The following is a 16,915-nucleotide window of genomic DNA, read 5'->3' as shown; positions in this document are numbered from 1 at the left end:
GGCCCATGGCTGATTTCGACACCGGGGCGGACGGCGGCAAGGCGGCGGGCGCGATGCTCGCGATCGGCGAACTGGCGGACCGCATCGGCGTGCCGACGCATGTGCTGCGCTATTGGGAAACCCGTTTCCCGCAGCTCCGCCCGCTCCAGCGCTCGGGCCGCCGCCGCTATTACCGCGCCGAGGATGTCGCGCTCGCCGAGCGCATCCATCATCTGCTCCATGTGAAGGGCTATACGGTCGAGGGCGCGCGCAAGGCGCTGTCGGAGCCGAATGGCGCGGCACGAATCGAACCGGCGGTTTCCGCGGCGACTATGCCGGCTGTTACGGTTCCGTCGCATGGTATTCCGGTGGAAGCGCTCGTCGCGCTGCGTCAGCGGTTGGCGGCGGCGTTGCGTTAAGCGTGCCGGCTTGCGTCCAATTGCGGACGCCCGCTTTCCTTCGTCATTCCCGCGAAAGCGGGAACCCAGGGATGGGTAAGCTTACGGACGCCCTGGGTCCCCGCGTTCGCGGGGATGACAAAGTAAAGTATAGGCAGCGCCCGCTCCCCACCTCTAAGCCGCCAGCCGCCCTCAATCGTCATCCATCGCCGGGCCGAGCGCCGGGTCGAGGTCGCGCGGGCGGATGAAGGCGGTGATTCGCGCCATGTTGACGTCGAGCTCCCGCCAGTCGGCGATATCGAGTTCGAGCCGCACGAGCGCCGAGGTCGGCAGCTTTTCCTCGACCGCCGCGCGCAGTTCGCCGCCGCCCTCTTCGGGGGCGAGCATCAGCGCCAGATCCTCAAGCCCCGGATTGTGGCCTGAGATCAGCAGATGGGCGGCGTCCTTCCCCGTATCGTGGATCACGTCGATCAGCGTCGCTGCCGAGGCGAGATAGATGCGCCGGTCCCAGACCGGCTCGATCGCATCGAGATTCGCCGCAGGCTGGAAGATATCGAGGGTCTCGGTCACGCGCACCGCGGGCGAAGCGACGATGCGGTCGACCGGCATCGCGTGCCGCTTCACATATTGGCCGATCAGTTCGGCGCCGCGGCGCCCGCGGGCGTTGATCGGACGGTCGAAATCGCGCTCTACAGCCACGTCCCACCCCGATTTCGCATGCCGCAATATGGTCAAAGTCTTCAAGATCGCTCCCCGCGACATCCCCTCGTTCGGGCCTTCTGCCGCAAACTCAGGACGGTGAAAAGGCAGGAAAGGCGGTTTTTCTTTGTTCGACATTCGCCGCGGCGACATGGTTGACCGCTTCGTCGAGCGGCAGGCGGCGGATCGGCGTGCCTTCGGGAAAGGCGCCGAGCAGCCGGGACGGAAAGCTTGGCGACAGCATCACGAACTGCCCGAAATCGTCGGCGCGGCGGATCAGCCGCCCGAAGGCCTGCCCGATCCGCGCGCGGATGACGCTGTCGTCATAGCCGCTGCCGCCCTGCGCCGCGCGCCGCGCGGCGTGAAGGATCGTCGGGCGCGGCCAGGGCACCCCCTCCATCACGACGAGCCGCAGCGAATCGCCGGGCACATCGACCCCGTCGCGCAAGGCATCGGTGCCGAGCAGCGAGGCGTGCGGGTCGGCCCGGAAAATATCGACGAGCGTCCCGGTGTCGAGCGGATCGACATGCTGGGCATAGAGCGGCAGCCCGGCGCGCGCGATGCGGTCCGCGATCCGCGCATGGACGATGCGCAGCCGCCGGATCGCGCTGAACAGCCCGAGGGCCCCGCCGCCCGACGCCTCGATCAGCCGGCTGTAGGCGCCGGCGAGCGCGGGCAGGTCGCCGCGCGGGATGTCGGTGACGATCAGCACCTCGGACTGGCGCGCATAGTCGAACGGGCTCGGCACGGCGAAATGCTGGACCCCGCCGTCCATGTGCCGTGCGCCGGTGCGGATGTCGGCATCGGTCCATCCGCTTCCGCTACGCAAGGTCGCCGAGGTCACGAGCACCCCCTGCGCGGGCCGATAGACGATCTCGGCGACCGGCCGCGCCGGGTCGAGCCAGTGGCGATGAAGCCCCATATCGAATTCGCGCCCGTCGAAGCGATCGACGGCGAGCCAGTCGACGAAATCGGGATCGGCGGGACCGCCGACGCGCCCGAGCAAGGAGAGCCACCCGCCGAGCGTGTCGATGCGCGTGCCGAGGCTGTTGCGCGCGCCGTCGACGCGCGCGCGCGCCTGTCCGTCGAGCCAGTCGGGCGGATCCTCGACCAGCGCGTCGAGCCGTTTGCCGAGCGCCATCAGCGGGCGCAGCAGGGCCTCGATCGCGTCGCTCGCATTCGCGGCGGCGGCGACCAGCTCGGGATCGGGATCGGCGAGTTCGGTTTCGAGGCCGTAACCGCTGTCGCCGGTGCGCGCGTCGACGCTGCGCGCATAGGTCATTGCGCGCACCGCGACGAGCAGCCGCTCGATCGCGCCCCATGGTTCGCTCTCGGAAATGCGCCCTAGCCAGCCTTCGCCGGGCAGTTCGCCTGCTGCCTGGATCGCGGCCTGGATCGCCTTGTCGCCAGCCTCGTCATAGCTCGCGACGTCGGCGAGGCGCGCCGCGAGCCCGCGCCGCCGTCCGCGCGACTTGCCTTCGGGTCCGAGCACCCAGCGGCGGATTTCGACCGCTTCCTGTCCGGTCAGCGCCGCCGCGAACATGCTGTCGGCGGCATCCCACAGATGATGGCCTTCGTCGAAGATCAGCCGCGTTGCAGGCGCACCGCCGTCCCGCGGGCGCGCCGCCTGCACCATCGTCAGCGCATGGTTGGCGATGACGATATCCGCCTGGCCTGCGGCGCGCGCCGAGCGCTCGATGAAGCATTTGCGGAAATGCGGGCAGCCCGCATAGATGCATTCGCCGCGCCGGTCGCTGAGCGCGGTCGTCCCGTTGCGGCGGAACAGCGCGGGGAGCCAGCCAGGAAGGTCGCCGCCGACCATGTCGCCGTCGCGCGTATAGGCTGCCCAGCGCGCGACGAGCTGCGCCAGGATCGCGGCGCGGCCCGAAAAGCCGCCCTGCAAGGCATCCTCGAGGTTGAGCAGGCAGAGGTAATTTTCGCGGCCCTTGCGCACCACCACCTTCTCGCGGTGCGTCGCGGCATCGGGATAGAGTTTCTCGGTCTCGCGCGCGAGCTGGCGTTGCAGCGCCTTGGTGAAGGTCGAGATGCAGACCGCGCCCGCCGACTGGTCGATCCATTGCTTGGCGGGGGCGAGGTAGCCCAATGTCTTGCCGATCCCCGTGCCAGCCTCGGCAACGAGCATCTGCGGCATGTCCTTGCGCTCGCGCGGCGCGAAGATCGCGGCGGCCGCGCGCGCATAATCCTGCTGCCCCGCGCGCCGTTCGGCGCCGTCGCCGGTCAGCCGGTCGAGCCGCGCGCGGACGTCGTCGGGATTGACCGTCACCTGACGCGGTTGCGGGCGCGGCGGCGCTTCTTCCCATTCGGGCAGCCGCGCGAAGAGCCAGCGGTCGGCCTTGTCGGGCGGGCCGAGGCGCGATTGCATGAGCGACGCCCACGGCCAGCGCTGGCGCCCGAGCGCTTGCAGCCCGTGCCAGGCGCCTTCGCGCTCGGGCCAGTCGGGCTCATCTAGGCTGGCGAGCATCGCAGCGGCGGCGAGGCGGAGGAAGGGCGCGATGTCCTCTTCGGCCTTCGGCGCTTCGAGGCCGATCGATGCGGCGATCCCGGCGGGCGTCGGCACCGCGAAGCGCGCCGGGTACAGGAACGCGAAAAGCTCGAGCAGGTCGAGCCCCGACAATTCGGGGTAACCGAGCCGGTCGCCGGTCAGCGTCGCATTGAGGAGCAGGTGCGGCGTCGCAGCGACGGCGGCAATGGCTTCGCCGCGCCCGACGCGCTGCACGCGCCCTGCGGGATCGGCGATCCAGATGCCGACATGGCTCGCGTGCAGCGCGGGCAGGGCAAGGGGATCGACGCGGGGGAGCATCGGCATACGCTAGGGACAAAAGGCGAACGCGGCAAGGCGGCATACCAATCCTCCCTGTCGCAAGGCGATGGGGAGGGGGACCGCCGAAGGCGGTGGAGGGGCGAGAGGCACCGGCCCTTCCGTCAGCGCTTCGCGCTGCTACCTCGCCATGCTTTCGGCACAAGGAGGATGGAAGGACTAGCTGAGCCCGCGGCGTCCGAAGCCCGCGGTGCGCTGGCTCAGGAAGGCCGGCGGCACGTCGGTGGGTTTGACCCTGCGTGCGTTCCGGAGCGCGTTGTAGAGTGCGCCATGCGTCAACTCGTAAGGGAAGCGCACGCCCATACGGTCGAATTCCGACCACATCACGATCGCGTAGGTGACCTCGCCGGCATAATGGATTTCGCAGCGCGATCGCGCGGGCATGCTCGCGCCGTCGATGCGCGCGCCGCCTTCGGACAGGTCGACGATGCGCCCCTCGACGAAATTGAGGACGCCATTGACCATGACCTCGATCGAAACCGGCGTCCGGTTGTGGCTGCGCGCCGTGGGGGAACGAAAATTCGTCATGGGCGGAGGCTAAGCCCGACATGGTAAATTTTCCGGTAACGATAACCCGCCTGACGGTGCCATATTGCAAGCAATCGCCGACGATGATCTATCACGGCTCATGGCGCGGTCGATCATCCTCTATGGCATTGCGCTGGCCGCGGCCGCGTTCCTGCTCGAATGGCTGAATTATCGCCATGTCGTGCATCGCTGGTCGGCCGAATTCTATATCGTCTGCATCGCGGCCGTCTGCGTTGCGCTCGGCATCTGGGTCGGCAACCGGCTGACCGCGCGGCCGCGGCAGACCTTTGTGCGCAACGATGCGGCGATCGCAGCGCTCGGACTCAGCGCGCGCGAGTGCGAAGTGCTCGAAATGCTCGCGGCTGGGCACGCCAACAAGGTCATCGCGCGCCAGCTCGATATTTCGCCGAACACGGTGAAGACGCATGTCGCGCGGGTTTATGAAAAGCTGGAGGTCGCCAGCCGGACGCAGGCGGTGCAAAAGGCGCGGACGCTCGACATCCTGCCGTAGTTTCGGACCAAAGGCCCAAAATCACCCGTTTGGGCGATGGATTTCGGCCGTTGTGCCGGCGCATCTCGCATGGCATTCATCCATCGGGGAGATATATCATGGGCAGGATCATCGCAGTTTACGGCGTCATTGCGGGCGTCATCGTCGTCGCGGGGATGTTCATCAACATCGGCTTCCTCGCCGACCATGGCGCGATGGGGATGGTCGCCGGCTATCTGTCGATGCTGGTCGCGCTCATTTTCGTCTTTGTCGGCGTGAAGCGCTATCGCGACGTCGATCTGGGCGGGGTGATCGGCTTCTGGAAAGCCTTTGGCGTCGGGATTGGGATCGGGCTCGTCGCGGGGCTGTTCTATGTCCTCGGCTGGGAACTTTATATGTGGCGGACCGGCGGGACCTTCATGGCCGAATATATCGCCTCGAGCATCGAGGATATGCGCGCGGCCGGCAAATCGGCGGCGGAGATCGCGAAATTCTCGTCGGAAATGGGCGCGATGGCCGAGCAGTACAAGAATCCGCTGTTCCGCATGGCGCTGACGCTGACCGAGATATTGCCGGTCGCGCTCATCGTGTCGCTGGTGTCGGCGGCGCTGCTGCGCCGGAGCAGCTTCATGCCGGCGGTCCAGCCGCGCGGCTGAACCGGGCGGGAAGGGGACTGGCGCGTCCGGTCTTCTTCCCATCCGCGCATCTTGCCGCTATGGCGCGCGGCATGACTGACTTGCACCTTCATCCGTCGCTGCGCGAGCCCGCGCAAACGTCCAAGGCCTGGCCGTTCGAGGAAGCGCGCAAGCTGGTGAAACGCTATCCGCAGGGCAAGCCGGGCGGCGAGGCGGTGCTGTTCGAGACCGGCTATGGTCCCTCGGGCCTGCCGCATATCGGCACCTTCAACGAAGTGCTGCGCACGACGATGGTCCGCCGCGCCTATGAGGCGCTGACCGGCGGCGCGGCGACGCGCCTCGTTGCGTTCAGCGACGATATGGACGGCCTGCGCAAGGTTCCGGACAATGTGCCGCAAAAGGAAATGCTCGCCGCGCATCTCGGCAAGCCACTGACCGACATCCCCGACCCGTTCGGCAAGTATGAGAGTTTCGCGCATCATAACAATGCGATGCTGCGCGAGTTTCTCGACCGCTTTGGTTTCGATTACGAGTTCGTCAGTTCGACCGAGCGTTACAAGTCGGGCGCGTTCGACGAGGCGCTGAAGAATGTCCTCCGCCATAACCAGGACATTCTCGACATCATGCTGCCAACGCTGCGCGCCGAGCGCGCCGCGACCTATTCGCCGATCCTGCCGGTCAGCCCCAAGTCGGGGATCGTGCTGCAGGTGCCGGTGACCGTCGTTGACGCCGACACGGGCCTCGTGTCGTTCGAGGATGAGGGCGAGACGATCACGCAAAGCATCCTTGGCGGCGGCGCGAAGCTGCAGTGGAAGGTGGACTGGGCGATGCGCTGGGTCGCGCTCGGCGTCGATTACGAAATGTACGGCAAGGATCTGACCGACAGCGGCATCCAGTCGGGCAAAATCGCGCGCGCGCTCGGCGGGCAGAAGCCCGAGGGGCTGATCTACGAAATGTTCCTCGACGAAAAGGGCGAGAAGATTTCGAAGTCGAAGGGCAATGGCCTCAGCCTCGAGCAGTGGCTGAGCTATGGTAGCGAGGAGAGCCTCGCCTTCTTCGCATACCGCGAGCCCAAGGCGGCGAAGCAGCTCCACATCGGCGTGATCCCGAAGGCGGTCGACGAGTATCTGCAGATGCGCGGCAACTATGCGGCGCAGGAGCCCGACAAGAAGCTCGGCAACCCGGTGCATCACGTCCATGTCGCGCGCGGCGAGGATATGCCGTCGGCCGAGCTGCCGGTGACGTTCGGGCTGCTGCTCAACCTCGTCGGGGTGATGGGCGCCGATGCGTCGAAGGAGCAGATCTGGCGCTACCTCGGCCAATATGTCGACGGCGCGAATGCCGAGACCTATCCCGAACTCGACCGACTGATCGACAATGCGATGGCGTATAACCGCGACTATGTCGCGCCGACGCTGAACCGTCGCAAGCCGCAGGGCGGCGAAGGCGCGGCGCTTGCCGAACTCGACGCGAAGCTCGCGGCGCTGCCTGCCGATGCCTCGGCCGACGATATCCAGAATATCGTGTACGAGATCGGCAAGAACGAAGCCTATGGCTTTGAAAACCTGCGCGACTGGTTCAAGGCGCTTTACGAGACGCTGCTCGGTTCCAGCGCGGGTCCGCGCATGGGCAGCTTCATCGCGCTGTTCGGGATCGACAACACGCGGCGGTTGATCGCCGAAGCGCTGGCTTAAACGCAAGCCGACGTTAAATTCCGTTCGTGTCGAGCGAAGTCGAGACACGTTGCGGCGGAGTGCCAAGCCAAGGCATCTCGACTTCGCTCGATGCGAACGGACGTTTATTGGGAGGATAACATGGCGGACTATGAACTCGCGCAGATCAATATCGCGCGCTTCCGCCTGCCCGCCGACCATGTCGCGAACCGCGACTTCATGGCGGCGCTCGACGGCGTCAACGCGATCGCCGAGGCGAGCGACGGCTTCGTCTGGCGGCTGACCGGCGAGGGCAATGACGCGACCGATGTGGCCGTCACCGACGATCCGCTGGTCATCCCGAACATGTCGGTGTGGCGCGACCTCGATGCGCTCGCGGCGTTCGTCTATCGCCAGCCCGAGCATCTTTCGATCATGCGGCGGCGCAAGGAATGGTTCGACCATATCGCCGTCTATCAGGTGCTGTGGTGGGTGCCCGCGGGCCACCGTCCGACGGTGGCGGAGGGGATGGCGCGGCTTGCGATGCTCGAAGCGATCGGGCCGGGTCCCGAAGCCTTCACCTTCAAGCAGCCGTTCGCGGCTCCCGACGGCACGCCGGCCCTGCCGGTCCAGGACGAATGCGCGTGATCGACATTTTCACGACCGGCGGGACGATCGACAAGGTCTATTTCGATGCCTTGTCGGAATTCCAGATCGGCCCCGCGGCGATCCCCGACATGCTGCGCGAGAACAACGTCCTTGTTCCGCACCGCGTCACCCAGTTGATGCGCAAAGACAGCCTCGAGCTGACCGACGCCGACCGCGAGACGATCCGCGCTGCGGTCGCCGCGAGCGATGCAGGCCGCATTCTCGTGACGCACGGGACGGACACGATGGTCGTTACGGGTCGCGTTCTCGCAGGGATCCCAGGCAAAACGATCGTCATGACCGGGGCGATGCAACCCGCATCGGTGCGCGCAAGCGATGCCGAATTCAATGTGGGTTTCGCGCTTGCCGCCGCGCAAACGCTGCCTCCGGGCGTCTATATCGCGATGAATGGCATGATCTTCGACCCCGAAACGACGGTGAAGGACCGCGCGGGCGCGCGCTTTGTGTCGAGCGCCGGATAAACGCGGCGGCGCTGTAACCTTCTTTCGGCGCATCCGAATATCCCTCCGTGGACCGGTATCGTGCCGCGCCATCGTGTCTTCGGAGGAAATCATCATGACCAGCAACAAATTCGCCGCCGCCATCGCCGCTTCGGCCACCGCCCTCGCGCTCGCCGGCGCCGCCATGGCTGCGCCCGCTCCCGCGGGCAGCTCGGGCGCCGCGGTCGGCGCCAAGGACACCGTCCACTGCTACGGCGTCAACAGCTGCAAGGGCACCGCCGACTGCAAGACGGCGTCCAACGAATGCAAGGGCCAGAACGAATGCAAGGGCCACGGCTTCAAGGCGATGGCCGCGGCCAAGTGCCTGTCGGACGGCGGCGTGATCGGCGACCTCGGCTGATCCTGCGCTGATCGTCCAATCTTTCCCGTGCGGCGAACCGTCCCGCCGCACGGGAAATCCCTTCGCCTGTGATCCAGATCATGCCACAAGGCCCTCGGGTCGTGTGACAAAAGCACGGGGGCGACGAGTCGCTCCACCTTTATCTGGACAACCAAGGGAAGGGACGATCACATGAACAGCAACAAACTCGCAGGACTCATCGCTGCCTCCGCCACCGCGCTGGCGCTTTCGGGTGCGGCCATCGCGGCCGACAAGCCGTTGCCGAAGCAGATCGGCGCCAACGACACGGTGAAATGCTATGGCGTCAACAGCTGCAAGGGCTCGTCCGATTGCAAGACCGAAGCGGCCTCGTGCAGCGGCGATTCGGGCTGCAGCACCGCGGGCAACAGCTGCGCCGGCGCCAACAGCTGCAAAGGCAAGGGCTTCAAGAAGATTGCGGCGGGCAAATGCCTGACGGACGGCGGCAAAATCGGCGTCTGACGCGAAGACGGGCGGGTCCGGCTACGCGCCGGACCGCTTCGTTCGCCATGGAGACGACGCGTGACTGAACCCGATCGCAAGACCGCGCCTTCGCCGGGTTTTGGCCTGGGGTTGCGCCCCGATCATTACCCCGATTTCCTGCGCGAGCCCCAGCCGGTCGACTGGCTGGAGATCATTTCCGAAAACTACATGGTGTCGGGCGGCAAGCCGCTTGCGATGCTCGATGCGATCCGCGCCGATTATCCGATGGTCATGCATGGCGTGTCGCTGTCGATCGGGTCCGACGAGCCGTTCGACATGGACTATCTCGCTGCGTTGAAGGCGCTCGAAAGACGCGTTGAACCGCTTTGGATTTCGGATCATCTTTGCTGGACCGGGATCAATGCGCATAACACGCACGACCTGCTGCCGCTCCCCTATGATGCGCCCGCGCTCGACTGCGTCGTCGAGAATATCGGCCGTGTGCAGGATTATCTCGGCCGCCGCATTCTGATCGAAAATCCGTCGAGCTATGTGACCTTTCGCTCGTCCGACCGCAGCGAATGGGAGTTCCTCGCCGAAATGGCCGGGCGCGCCGACTGTCTGCTGCTGCTCGACGTCAACAATATCTATGTCAGCGCGCGCAATCACGGCTTCGATCCCGAGGACTATCTGGCGGGGCTGCCGACGGACCGCATCCAGCAGATTCACCTCGCCGGGCACAGCGACATGGGCGATTATGTCATCGACACCCACGATGCCGACGTCTGCGACGCGGTATGGGACCTTTATGCGAGCGCGATCAGGCGGTTCGGATCCGTCGCAACGATGATCGAGCGCGACGACGCCATTCCGCCGCTTGCCGACGTGCTCGCCGAACTCGATTGCGCCCGGGCGCTTGCGGCGCGCGCGCTGGAGCCCGAGCATGCCTGAGACGCTGCGGGAGATGCAGCGGCGCTTCCTTGCCGGCATCGTCGGCGACGATGGGGAGGCGGAGGAGCTGATCGTCGACGACGACCGCGTCGGCGCCCGCCGACGGCTCGACATCTATCGCAACAATTACCGCGCCAGCCTGACCGGCGTCCTCGCCGATCATTATGAGCGGCTCCACGCCTATCTGGGCGATGAGCAGTTCGACAACGTCGCGCAAGCCTATGTGACTGCGCACCCGTCAACGACGCGGAACCTGCGCTATTATGGCGAGGCGTTGCCGGCCTTCCTCGCCAAACATTTTCCCGATGACGGCGAGCTTGCCGAGCTTGCCGCGCTCGACTGGGCGCTCCGCCATGCTTTCGATGCGCGCGACACCGCGATGCTAGATGCCGCGGCGGTCGGCGCGCTTGGCGACGCATGGATCGAGCAGCGCCTCTTGCTGCATCCCTCTGTGCGGTTGCTTCGGGTGCGCTTCAACGTCGCAGCGTTGTGGAGCGCGCTCGATGCCGAACAGGAGCCGCCCGAACCGGTAGCCTTTGCGTCGCCTGCCGCGTTGCTCGTCTGGCGGAGCGGCCAGCAGCCGAGTTTCCGTAGCCTGCCGGACGCGGAGGCCGACGCGCTGGCGCGGTTCGAAGCCGGTTCCAGCTTCACCGAGCTCAGCGCACATGTCATCGCCGCGATGGGGGAGGCGGGGGCGATGGAATCGCTCGCGGCCTGGCTCGGCCGCTGGCTCGCCGACGGCGTGCTGATCCTGGCCGACTAGGCCTTTGCCGTAACCTGCCGTAGCACCGCGCGGTAGTTCGGCGCGATCGTCATCGCCCGATGCTTGTCCTGCGATCCCAGCATCGCGTGGACGGCCGGCAGGCGATAGCAGGGCACACCCATGAACAGATGATGCTCGGCGTGATAATTCACCCAATATGGAGCGACCGTCGCGCGCGCGATCCAGCCGGCATAGGTCGTGCGCGCATGGGTGAAGGGATCCTGACTGCCGGCGGTCGTGCAGGCATGTTCGGCGATGTTGCGAATGCGAAGGTAAAGCTGAAAGGTCGTCGCCAGCCCGGCGAGCCACAGCAGATAGGGCGTCCAGCCATAGAGCGCGAGCGAGGCCGTCAGCAGCACCACTTGCACGGCGAGGAAACGCCCCACCGCACGCGTCACCGCCATCGCGCCCGCGACGTCGATCGTCGGTGACGTCATGCCGTCGTCCGACTGCTTGTTGAACGGCGTGCCCGCCTTGGTACTCGCACGGCCGTTTTCAATCGTTTCGCCGCGCAGCATCGCCTTCAGGCCTTTGAAGGCGAATCCGAACTGCGCCATGCGCTGCTTGAAAAAGGTCTGGCCGGTCAGGTCGCGCAGCACCTTGCGTCCGAGGCTGGCCCGCGTGGTGGGGAAAGGCTTTGACAGCGACAGGTCGGGGTCTTCGGGTTGCTGCGTGAATTTGTGATGTTGAAGATGATAGGTGCGATAAGCGATCAGGTCCGACCCGATCGCGGCGCCCGTAAGCCACTGGCCAAGGAAGTTATTCACCTTGCGATTGGGGTGCAGCAAGCCGTGCGCCGCCTCATGCATCAGGATCGCGAGGCCGAGCTGGCGCCCTCCGACGAGGATCACGGCGAGCAGCCAGGCAAGCGGATTGCCGCTCCATGCGGCGAGGCCGACCGCGGCGATGCTGACGATCCATGCGTGGGCAACGAGCCAGGGCCCGCGCCAGCGCGACGGCGCGGTGATCGCGGTCCATTCGGCGCGGTCGAAAAAACGGTCGGGCGGCAGCAGGCGGACGGCAGGCATGCGACCAGTCTAACCCGTTGCGATCCGAAACCCAACCCCTTCCGTTTTGGTACAGGATCGGGGGAAACGGGGGCGGTGGCGGTAAGGATTTGGAAACCCCTTTCCCGACAGAGACGGGAGGGGGCAGTTGAGCGGATTGGGGCGTTTTTTTGGGGGTTAAGCATCATATCCTGCGGCCAGCCGAACGCGATATGCCCGGTGGGGGCGCGTCGCCGTTCGCGACACCCGAATTCGCGATGCGCCTGCTGCGCGTCGCGCAGCTTTGGCATTATGTCTTTTTCGCGCGCACGCTCGCCTTCCTCTCCTTCGCCTTTTTCCCCGGTGTCGAGGGTTTTCTCCGCCATCCTTCGCAATGGTTCGTCATGGGGACGGGCCTGGTCTGCGACTTGGCGCTGACGATCATCGGCCAGATGTCGCGCGGTTGGCGCAAGCTGCCCGTGAACCGCATCCAGGCCATTCTTGCCGTTAGTTTCTCGCTGGTGACATTGGGAACGATGCTAGGTTCGGCGGCGACTTTCTCCGCAGTCGCCGTCCACGACGGACGCCCCTATTTCGACGCATTCTCGGCGGTCCAGCTCGGCGTGATCCTCGTCGCGGCGGCGGCATCGGCGATCCAGCGCCCCGCCTTTTTCGCCTTCGCCGGCGCGACCGCGGTCGGCGGCGCGATCGGGATCGCGTCCTGGCCCTTCGGTGTCGCCGGGCTCGTCTTCCTCGGCCTGCTCATCGTGATGCTTCGCCACGATGTCCGCCGGCAAATGCGCGCGACGCGCGCCAGCAGGACGACGATCAGTGAACAGCAACGCGCGCTCGGCCTGATGCGCGATTTCGAGCGCGCGGGGCGTGGCTGGTTCTGGGAGACCGACCGCAATGGTCACCTCGTCTATATTTCCCCGACGGTCGTTGCGAAACTCGGCCTCTCGCTGTCCGACGTCCTCGGCCGTCCGTTCACCGAGATCATCCGCAAGCGGCTGGGCAATGACGAGAGCGAGGAGCGGACGCTGGGCTTCAGCCTGTCGTCGCGCACGCCCTTCAACGAACTCACGGTGCTGGCGGCGGTGCCGGGCGAGGAGCGCTGGTGGTCGATATCGGGGCATCCGATCAGCAACGAGCTTGGCAATTTTCAGGGCTTTCGCGGTTCGGGAACCGACCTCACCGACAAGAAGAAATCCGAACGCGAGATCAAGCAGCTCGCGCGCTACGACACGCTGACGGGCCTCGCCAACCGGCTGCATATCACCGAATTGCTCGAACGCGCGCTGCGCAACCATATGGGACAGGTGCAGCCCTGCGCGCTGCTTTTGATGGATCTCGACCGCTTCAAGGCGGTCAACGATACGATGGGGCACCCCGCGGGCGACCAGTTGCTGCAGCAGGTCGCGGGCCGGCTCACCCAGATCATCGGCGACAAGGGGCAGGTCGGCCGTCTCGGCGGCGACGAGTTCCAGATCGTGCTGCCGCAGATCGTCGAGCCCGAGAAGCTGGCCGGAATCGCCAACGCCATCATCCTCAGCCTCGCCAAGCCCTTCGCGATCGAGAATGAGCAGGTGCGGATCGGGTCGTCGATCGGCATTGCGATGTCGGAAGGCGGCGGCGTGACCGCGTCGGCCCTGGTCCGCAATGCCGACCTCGCGCTCTATGCCGCGAAGGACGCCGGGCGCGGCGTCCACCGTTTCTATGCCGACGCGATGCACAATCAGGCGAGCGAGCGGAAGGCGATCGAGGATTCGCTGCGCGACGCGCTGGCGAACGACGAGTTGCAGTTGCTCTATCAACCGATCGTCGATGTGAAGAGCGAGCGGATTTCGGGCTTCGAGGCGCTGATCCGCTGGCGCCGCGAGTCGGCGGAGATCGTCAGTCCGTCGAAGTTCATCCCCATCGCCGAGGAATCGAACCTGATCATCCCGATCGGCGAGTGGATCATCCGGACCGCCTGCGCGACGATCGCGCGGCTGGGGCCCGACTATCGCGTCGCGGTCAATGTCTCGCCGCGCCAGTTCGCGAACGAGAAGCTGCCCTTGACGATCCTGAACGCTGTTGCGGCAGCGGGGATCGAGCCCGGCCAGCTCGAGCTTGAGATTACCGAGGGCGTCTTCCTCGACGAAAGCCCCGCGAATCTGGGGATGTTCCAGAAGTTGAAACGCACTGGCGTCCGCCTCGCGCTCGACGATTTCGGGACAGGCTATTCGGCGCTCGGCTATCTGAAGAAGGCGCCGTTCGACAAGATCAAGATCGACCAGAGCTTCGTGCTCGGCGCGGCCGACAGGAACAGCATGAACGCCGCGATCATCTCGTCGATTGTCGGACTTGCCGACGCGCTGGGGATGGAAACCACGGCGGAAGGGGTCGAGACGCACGACGACCTCGCGCTGATCCGCGGGCTCGGGTGCAGCCACGTTCAAGGCTATATCTACGGCAAGCCGATGGATCTCGATGAGGTGGAGGCGCTGCTGGCCGAGCAGGGCGGCCTTGTAATCGCGCGCGGGTTCAAGAGCGCACGTGAGCCGCGCGTCCGCACCTTCCGCACGATACAGGTCGAAAGCGGCGGACATCGCTACGAAGCGATCGTGCGCAACCTGTCGTCGCGCGGCGCGCTGCTCGAAGGCCTGTGGCATGTGCCCGAGGGAACGTTATTGTCGCTCGAATTCACGCCAGAGGTGCGAGTCGACGGTCAGGCCCGCTGGTCGACCGAAAGCCGCGTCGGAGTGCAGTTTGCCGAGGCGGTGGATACGGGAGCGCTCGTCCGCCCCGTCAAGGCGAAGGCGGTTCGTCCGCGCGTCCACCGCGCCGCGTGAGCGACGGTCAGTCGGCCGCGCGGCCGCGCACCATCACCCAGTCGACCTTCTCCAGCACTGCAACATCGCTCAGCGGATCGCCCGCGACGGCGATCATGTCAGCCGACAGGCCGGGCGCGATCCGTCCGATCTGATCCTCCAGCGACAGCAATTTCGCGGCGACCGTCGTTGCGCTCGCCAGCGCCTCGCGCGGGGTCAGGCCATATTTCACCAGCAGGGCGAATTCGCCTGCATTACGGCCATGCTCGAACACGCCAGCGTCGGTGCCGAAGGCGATCGGGACGCCCAGCGCCTTGGCGCGCCCCACCGCCTTGCCGACATCGTTCATCGTCATCCGCACCTTGGCCTCGACTGTCGGCGTATAGATGCCCTTGCCGAGGCGCTCCTTGATGCCCTCGAACGCCATCAGCGTGGGGACCAGATAGCTTCCCTTCGCCTTCATGACCTTGAGCGCTGCGTCGTCGGCAAAGGTGCCGTGCTCGATGCTGTCGATCCCAGCTGCTGCGGCCGACTCGATGCCGCGCGCGCCGTGTGCGTGCGCCATCACCCTCAGCCCCAGCGAATGCGCGGTGTCGGCGATGCTGACGAGTTCGGCGTTCGAGAAATGGCCTTCGAGCCCGCGCCCCTGCTGCGACAGCACGCCGCCGGTGGCGGTGATCTTGATGACGTCGGCGCCCGCGCGCGACGCCTTGCGCACCTTCTCGGCGCATTCGACCGCGCCGGTGCAGGTATAGCCCTGATCGAGCACGGCGTGGACGTCCTCGCGAAAGCCGGTGACGTCGCCATGCCCGCCGATGATCGACAGCGGGGGGCCGGCCGCGACGATCCGCGGACCTTCGATCATCCCCTCGGCAGTGCCGCGCCGCAACGCGAAGGCGGTATATTGCGCCGATCCCGCCTCGCGGACGGTGGTGAAGCCTGCGCGCAAGGTGAGGCGCGCATTCTTGGCACCGACGACGACGCCCCATTCGTCGGGATCCACTGCTTCGCTGCGATAGTCGCCGCCTGGATCGCCGGTCAGGTGGACGTGGAGGTCGATCAGGCCGGGGAGCAGCGTCTTGTCACCAAGATCGACGATCTCGGCGCCCGCGGGCGCCTCGCCGCGACCGGGCACGATCGAGGTGATGCGATCGTCGGTGACGACGACAGTCGAGGGCCCCAGCGCCGGCTTGCTCGCGTCGGTGATGACGCGTCCTGCATAGACGACGGTGGTTTTGGCTATCGCGGTGCCGCTCAGCAGCGCGAGCGTCGCTGCCGCGACCAGTCGGATTGAGCGCATGATATCTCCCCTCATGTTGTCACGCGATCGTGGCGCGACGGGCGGGGGAGGGCAAGCGGGTAAACGTGGGTCGATAAAAAGAGGGGCCGGAAGGCCGGCCCCTCAGTTTGCCTCTGATAACCGAAAGGATGTTACCAGAAGAAGTCGTAGATCACGTCGACCACGCGGCCGCTATAGACGTCGACAAGCAGCGCATCGTCATAATAGCGGACCCAGCGATAGTCGCCGTAGGCCGGCGGCAGGCGATAATACCAGGGATCGTTGATCCAGTAGCGCTGGCCGTAGAAGAGCGACCCGAGCGTAAAGCCGATGCTGAAGCGCGTGTAGCCATAACCGCGATAGGGGTTGTAGTAGCGCGGCATACGATAATAGCTGCGGTTCCGGTCGCGGTAGCTTCGCCAGTCGTAGCGCCGATCGTCGCGCCAGCCGCGGTTCCAATTGTTGCCCGGACGGCCATCGCGATAGCGCCGGTCGACATAGCCGTTGCGGTTGTTGTCCCAGCGCCGGTCGACGCGATTGTCGTTGTTGCGATCCCAGCGGCGGTCGAGATCGCCGTTGCGATTGCGGTCGTAGCGGCGATCGACGCGGTTGTTGTCGTTGCGGTCCCACTGACGATCGATCTGGCCGTCGCGATTGCGATCCCATTGACGGTCGGTGCGGCCGTTGTTGTTGCGGTCATAGGTGCCGCGCTGGCCCTGCACGCGCTGCTGCTGCGCGACCGGGCGCTGCGCATCGCCGCGCTGGCCCTGCCATTGCTGGCTCGGACGCTGGCCGTCGCCGCGCTGACCCTGACCCTGCCACTGTCGCTGCCCTTCGCTGCGCTGGCGCTGGCCGTTCCAGCCGTTGCCGCCGCGGTCGCCGCGCGGTGCCTGCTGCACCTGCTGCGTCTGCGGTGCGTTTTGGCTCCGCTGAGGCTCGACGCGCTGGCCGCC

General features: G+C 66.1%; 17 protein-coding genes. 11 read left to right on the top strand and 6 right to left on the bottom strand.

The annotated features are described in order from the left end of the window. The first annotated feature begins 5 nt into the window (after positions 1 to 5). Positions 6 to 398 (top strand): MerR family transcriptional regulator, encoded by a 393-nt coding sequence (locus tag ACE3SL_RS08115; protein WP_374525235.1) that lies wholly within the window; start codon positions 6 to 8, stop codon positions 396 to 398. A 171-nt stretch (positions 399 to 569) separates the two neighbouring features. Here the strand turns inward: ACE3SL_RS08115 and ACE3SL_RS08110 are convergent, their stop codons facing one another. From ACE3SL_RS08110 to ACE3SL_RS08100, 3 genes are all read right to left on the bottom strand, one after another. Then, positions 570 to 1,121: a histidine phosphatase family protein gene (locus ACE3SL_RS08110; RefSeq protein ID WP_374525234.1), complete on the bottom strand. Its 552-nt coding sequence runs from the start codon at positions 1,119 to 1,121 to the stop codon at positions 570 to 572. A 46-nt stretch (positions 1,122 to 1,167) separates the two neighbouring features. Then, a complete protein-coding gene (locus ACE3SL_RS08105; RefSeq protein WP_374525299.1) occupies positions 1,168 to 3,897 on the bottom strand; it encodes an ATP-dependent DNA helicase in 2,730 nt (909 codons plus the stop codon). 177 nt (positions 3,898 to 4,074) lie between these two features. Beyond that, positions 4,075 to 4,443, bottom strand: coding sequence for a PilZ domain-containing protein (locus ACE3SL_RS08100; RefSeq protein ID WP_283418539.1), 369 nt, complete (start codon positions 4,441 to 4,443; stop codon positions 4,075 to 4,077). Positions 4,444 to 4,543: 100 nt separating this feature from the next. Between ACE3SL_RS08100 and ACE3SL_RS08095 the strand changes: the two genes are divergently transcribed. The 9 genes from ACE3SL_RS08095 (at position 4,544) to ACE3SL_RS08055 (ending at position 10,884) form a co-directional block, all read left to right on the top strand. Next, on the top strand, positions 4,544 to 4,954 hold the full coding sequence (locus tag ACE3SL_RS08095; protein ID WP_374394695.1) for a response regulator transcription factor: 411 nt from the start codon (positions 4,544 to 4,546) through the stop codon (positions 4,952 to 4,954). A gap of 98 nt (positions 4,955 to 5,052) precedes the next feature. Further along, complete coding sequence (locus tag ACE3SL_RS08090) at positions 5,053 to 5,589, top strand: DUF4199 domain-containing protein (protein WP_374394693.1); 537 nt, start codon at positions 5,053 to 5,055, stop codon at positions 5,587 to 5,589. 71 nt (positions 5,590 to 5,660) lie between these two features. Next, positions 5,661 to 7,262, top strand: coding sequence for a lysine--tRNA ligase (locus ACE3SL_RS08085; protein WP_374394691.1), 1,602 nt, complete (start codon positions 5,661 to 5,663; stop codon positions 7,260 to 7,262). A 120-nt stretch (positions 7,263 to 7,382) separates the two neighbouring features. Further along, positions 7,383 to 7,868, top strand: a complete 486-nt coding sequence (locus ACE3SL_RS08080) for a DUF3291 domain-containing protein (RefSeq protein ID WP_374394689.1) — start codon at positions 7,383 to 7,385, stop codon at positions 7,866 to 7,868. Beyond that, positions 7,865 to 8,350: an asparaginase domain-containing protein gene (locus tag ACE3SL_RS08075; protein WP_374394687.1), complete on the top strand. Its 486-nt coding sequence runs from the start codon at positions 7,865 to 7,867 to the stop codon at positions 8,348 to 8,350. Before ACE3SL_RS08080 ends, ACE3SL_RS08075 begins: the two co-directional genes overlap by 4 nt. Before the next feature lie 94 nt (positions 8,351 to 8,444). Next, complete coding sequence (locus tag ACE3SL_RS08070) at positions 8,445 to 8,729, top strand: hypothetical protein (protein WP_058454510.1); 285 nt, start codon at positions 8,445 to 8,447, stop codon at positions 8,727 to 8,729. Between the two features lie 171 nt (positions 8,730 to 8,900). Continuing rightward, positions 8,901 to 9,209 (top strand): hypothetical protein, encoded by a 309-nt coding sequence (locus ACE3SL_RS08065; RefSeq protein ID WP_374394684.1) that lies wholly within the window; start codon positions 8,901 to 8,903, stop codon positions 9,207 to 9,209. A gap of 60 nt (positions 9,210 to 9,269) precedes the next feature. Then, the gene (locus tag ACE3SL_RS08060; protein WP_374394681.1) at positions 9,270 to 10,121 is read left to right on the top strand and encodes a DUF692 domain-containing protein; all 852 of its coding nucleotides are present in this window, start codon (positions 9,270 to 9,272) and stop codon (positions 10,119 to 10,121) included. Then, positions 10,114 to 10,884 (top strand): DUF2063 domain-containing protein, encoded by a 771-nt coding sequence (locus tag ACE3SL_RS08055; RefSeq protein WP_374394679.1) that lies wholly within the window; start codon positions 10,114 to 10,116, stop codon positions 10,882 to 10,884. Before ACE3SL_RS08060 ends, ACE3SL_RS08055 begins: the two co-directional genes overlap by 8 nt. Here the strand turns inward: ACE3SL_RS08055 and ACE3SL_RS08050 are convergent. Next, positions 10,881 to 11,912 carry a fatty acid desaturase family protein gene (locus tag ACE3SL_RS08050; protein ID WP_374525233.1) on the bottom strand — a complete coding sequence of 344 codons (1,032 nt, stop codon included), beginning with the start codon at positions 11,910 to 11,912 and terminating at the stop codon, positions 10,881 to 10,883. The two genes, ACE3SL_RS08055 and ACE3SL_RS08050, sit on opposite strands and share 4 nt — an antisense overlap. A gap of 191 nt (positions 11,913 to 12,103) precedes the next feature. Between ACE3SL_RS08050 and ACE3SL_RS08045 the strand changes: the two genes are divergently transcribed. Beyond that, entirely contained in the window at positions 12,104 to 14,704 is a 2,601-nt protein-coding gene (locus ACE3SL_RS08045; protein ID WP_374525232.1) for an EAL domain-containing protein, read from the top strand. 7 nt (positions 14,705 to 14,711) lie between these two features. On the opposite strand, the gene ACE3SL_RS08040 is transcribed toward ACE3SL_RS08045, so the two are convergent. Together ACE3SL_RS08040 and ACE3SL_RS08035 are read right to left on the bottom strand one after the other, a co-directional pair. Further along, on the bottom strand, positions 14,712 to 15,983 hold the full coding sequence (locus ACE3SL_RS08040; RefSeq protein WP_374394670.1) for an amidohydrolase family protein: 1,272 nt from the start codon (positions 15,981 to 15,983) through the stop codon (positions 14,712 to 14,714). Positions 15,984 to 16,114: 131 nt separating this feature from the next. After that, positions 16,115 to 16,915 (bottom strand): RcnB family protein (locus tag ACE3SL_RS08035; protein WP_374525231.1); only part of this gene is annotated, 801 nt, incomplete at its 5' end.

It is taken from the genome of Sphingopyxis sp., assembly GCF_041916015.1.
GTDB lineage: Bacteria > Pseudomonadota > Alphaproteobacteria > Sphingomonadales > Sphingomonadaceae > Sphingopyxis.
This window is presented reverse-complemented; position numbering and strand designations above follow the sequence as displayed.

Bases quoted from the DNA above. Each gene is read 5' to 3' on its own strand.
- ACE3SL_RS08115 (WP_374525235.1), top strand. From the start codon at position 6: ATGGCTGATTTCGACACCGGGGCGGACGGCGGCAAGGCGGCGGGCGCG.
- ACE3SL_RS08105 (WP_374525299.1), bottom strand. From the start codon at position 3,897: ATGCTCCCCCGCGTCGATCCCCTTGCCCTGCCCGCGCTGCACGCGAGC.
- ACE3SL_RS08100 (WP_283418539.1), bottom strand. From the start codon at position 4,443: ATGACGAATTTTCGTTCCCCCACGGCGCGCAGCCACAACCGGACGCCG.
- ACE3SL_RS08095 (WP_374394695.1), top strand. From the start codon at position 4,544: ATGGCGCGGTCGATCATCCTCTATGGCATTGCGCTGGCCGCGGCCGCG.
- ACE3SL_RS08090 (WP_374394693.1), top strand. From the start codon at position 5,053: ATGGGCAGGATCATCGCAGTTTACGGCGTCATTGCGGGCGTCATCGTC.
- ACE3SL_RS08085 (WP_374394691.1), top strand. From the start codon at position 5,661: ATGACTGACTTGCACCTTCATCCGTCGCTGCGCGAGCCCGCGCAAACG.
- ACE3SL_RS08080 (WP_374394689.1), top strand. From the start codon at position 7,383: ATGGCGGACTATGAACTCGCGCAGATCAATATCGCGCGCTTCCGCCTG.
- ACE3SL_RS08070 (WP_058454510.1), top strand. From the start codon at position 8,445: ATGACCAGCAACAAATTCGCCGCCGCCATCGCCGCTTCGGCCACCGCC.
- ACE3SL_RS08065 (WP_374394684.1), top strand. From the start codon at position 8,901: ATGAACAGCAACAAACTCGCAGGACTCATCGCTGCCTCCGCCACCGCG.
- ACE3SL_RS08055 (WP_374394679.1), top strand. From the start codon at position 10,114: ATGCCTGAGACGCTGCGGGAGATGCAGCGGCGCTTCCTTGCCGGCATC.
- ACE3SL_RS08050 (WP_374525233.1), bottom strand. From the start codon at position 11,912: ATGCCTGCCGTCCGCCTGCTGCCGCCCGACCGTTTTTTCGACCGCGCC.
- ACE3SL_RS08045 (WP_374525232.1), top strand. From the start codon at position 12,104: ATGCCCGGTGGGGGCGCGTCGCCGTTCGCGACACCCGAATTCGCGATG.
- ACE3SL_RS08040 (WP_374394670.1), bottom strand. From the start codon at position 15,983: ATGCGCTCAATCCGACTGGTCGCGGCAGCGACGCTCGCGCTGCTGAGC.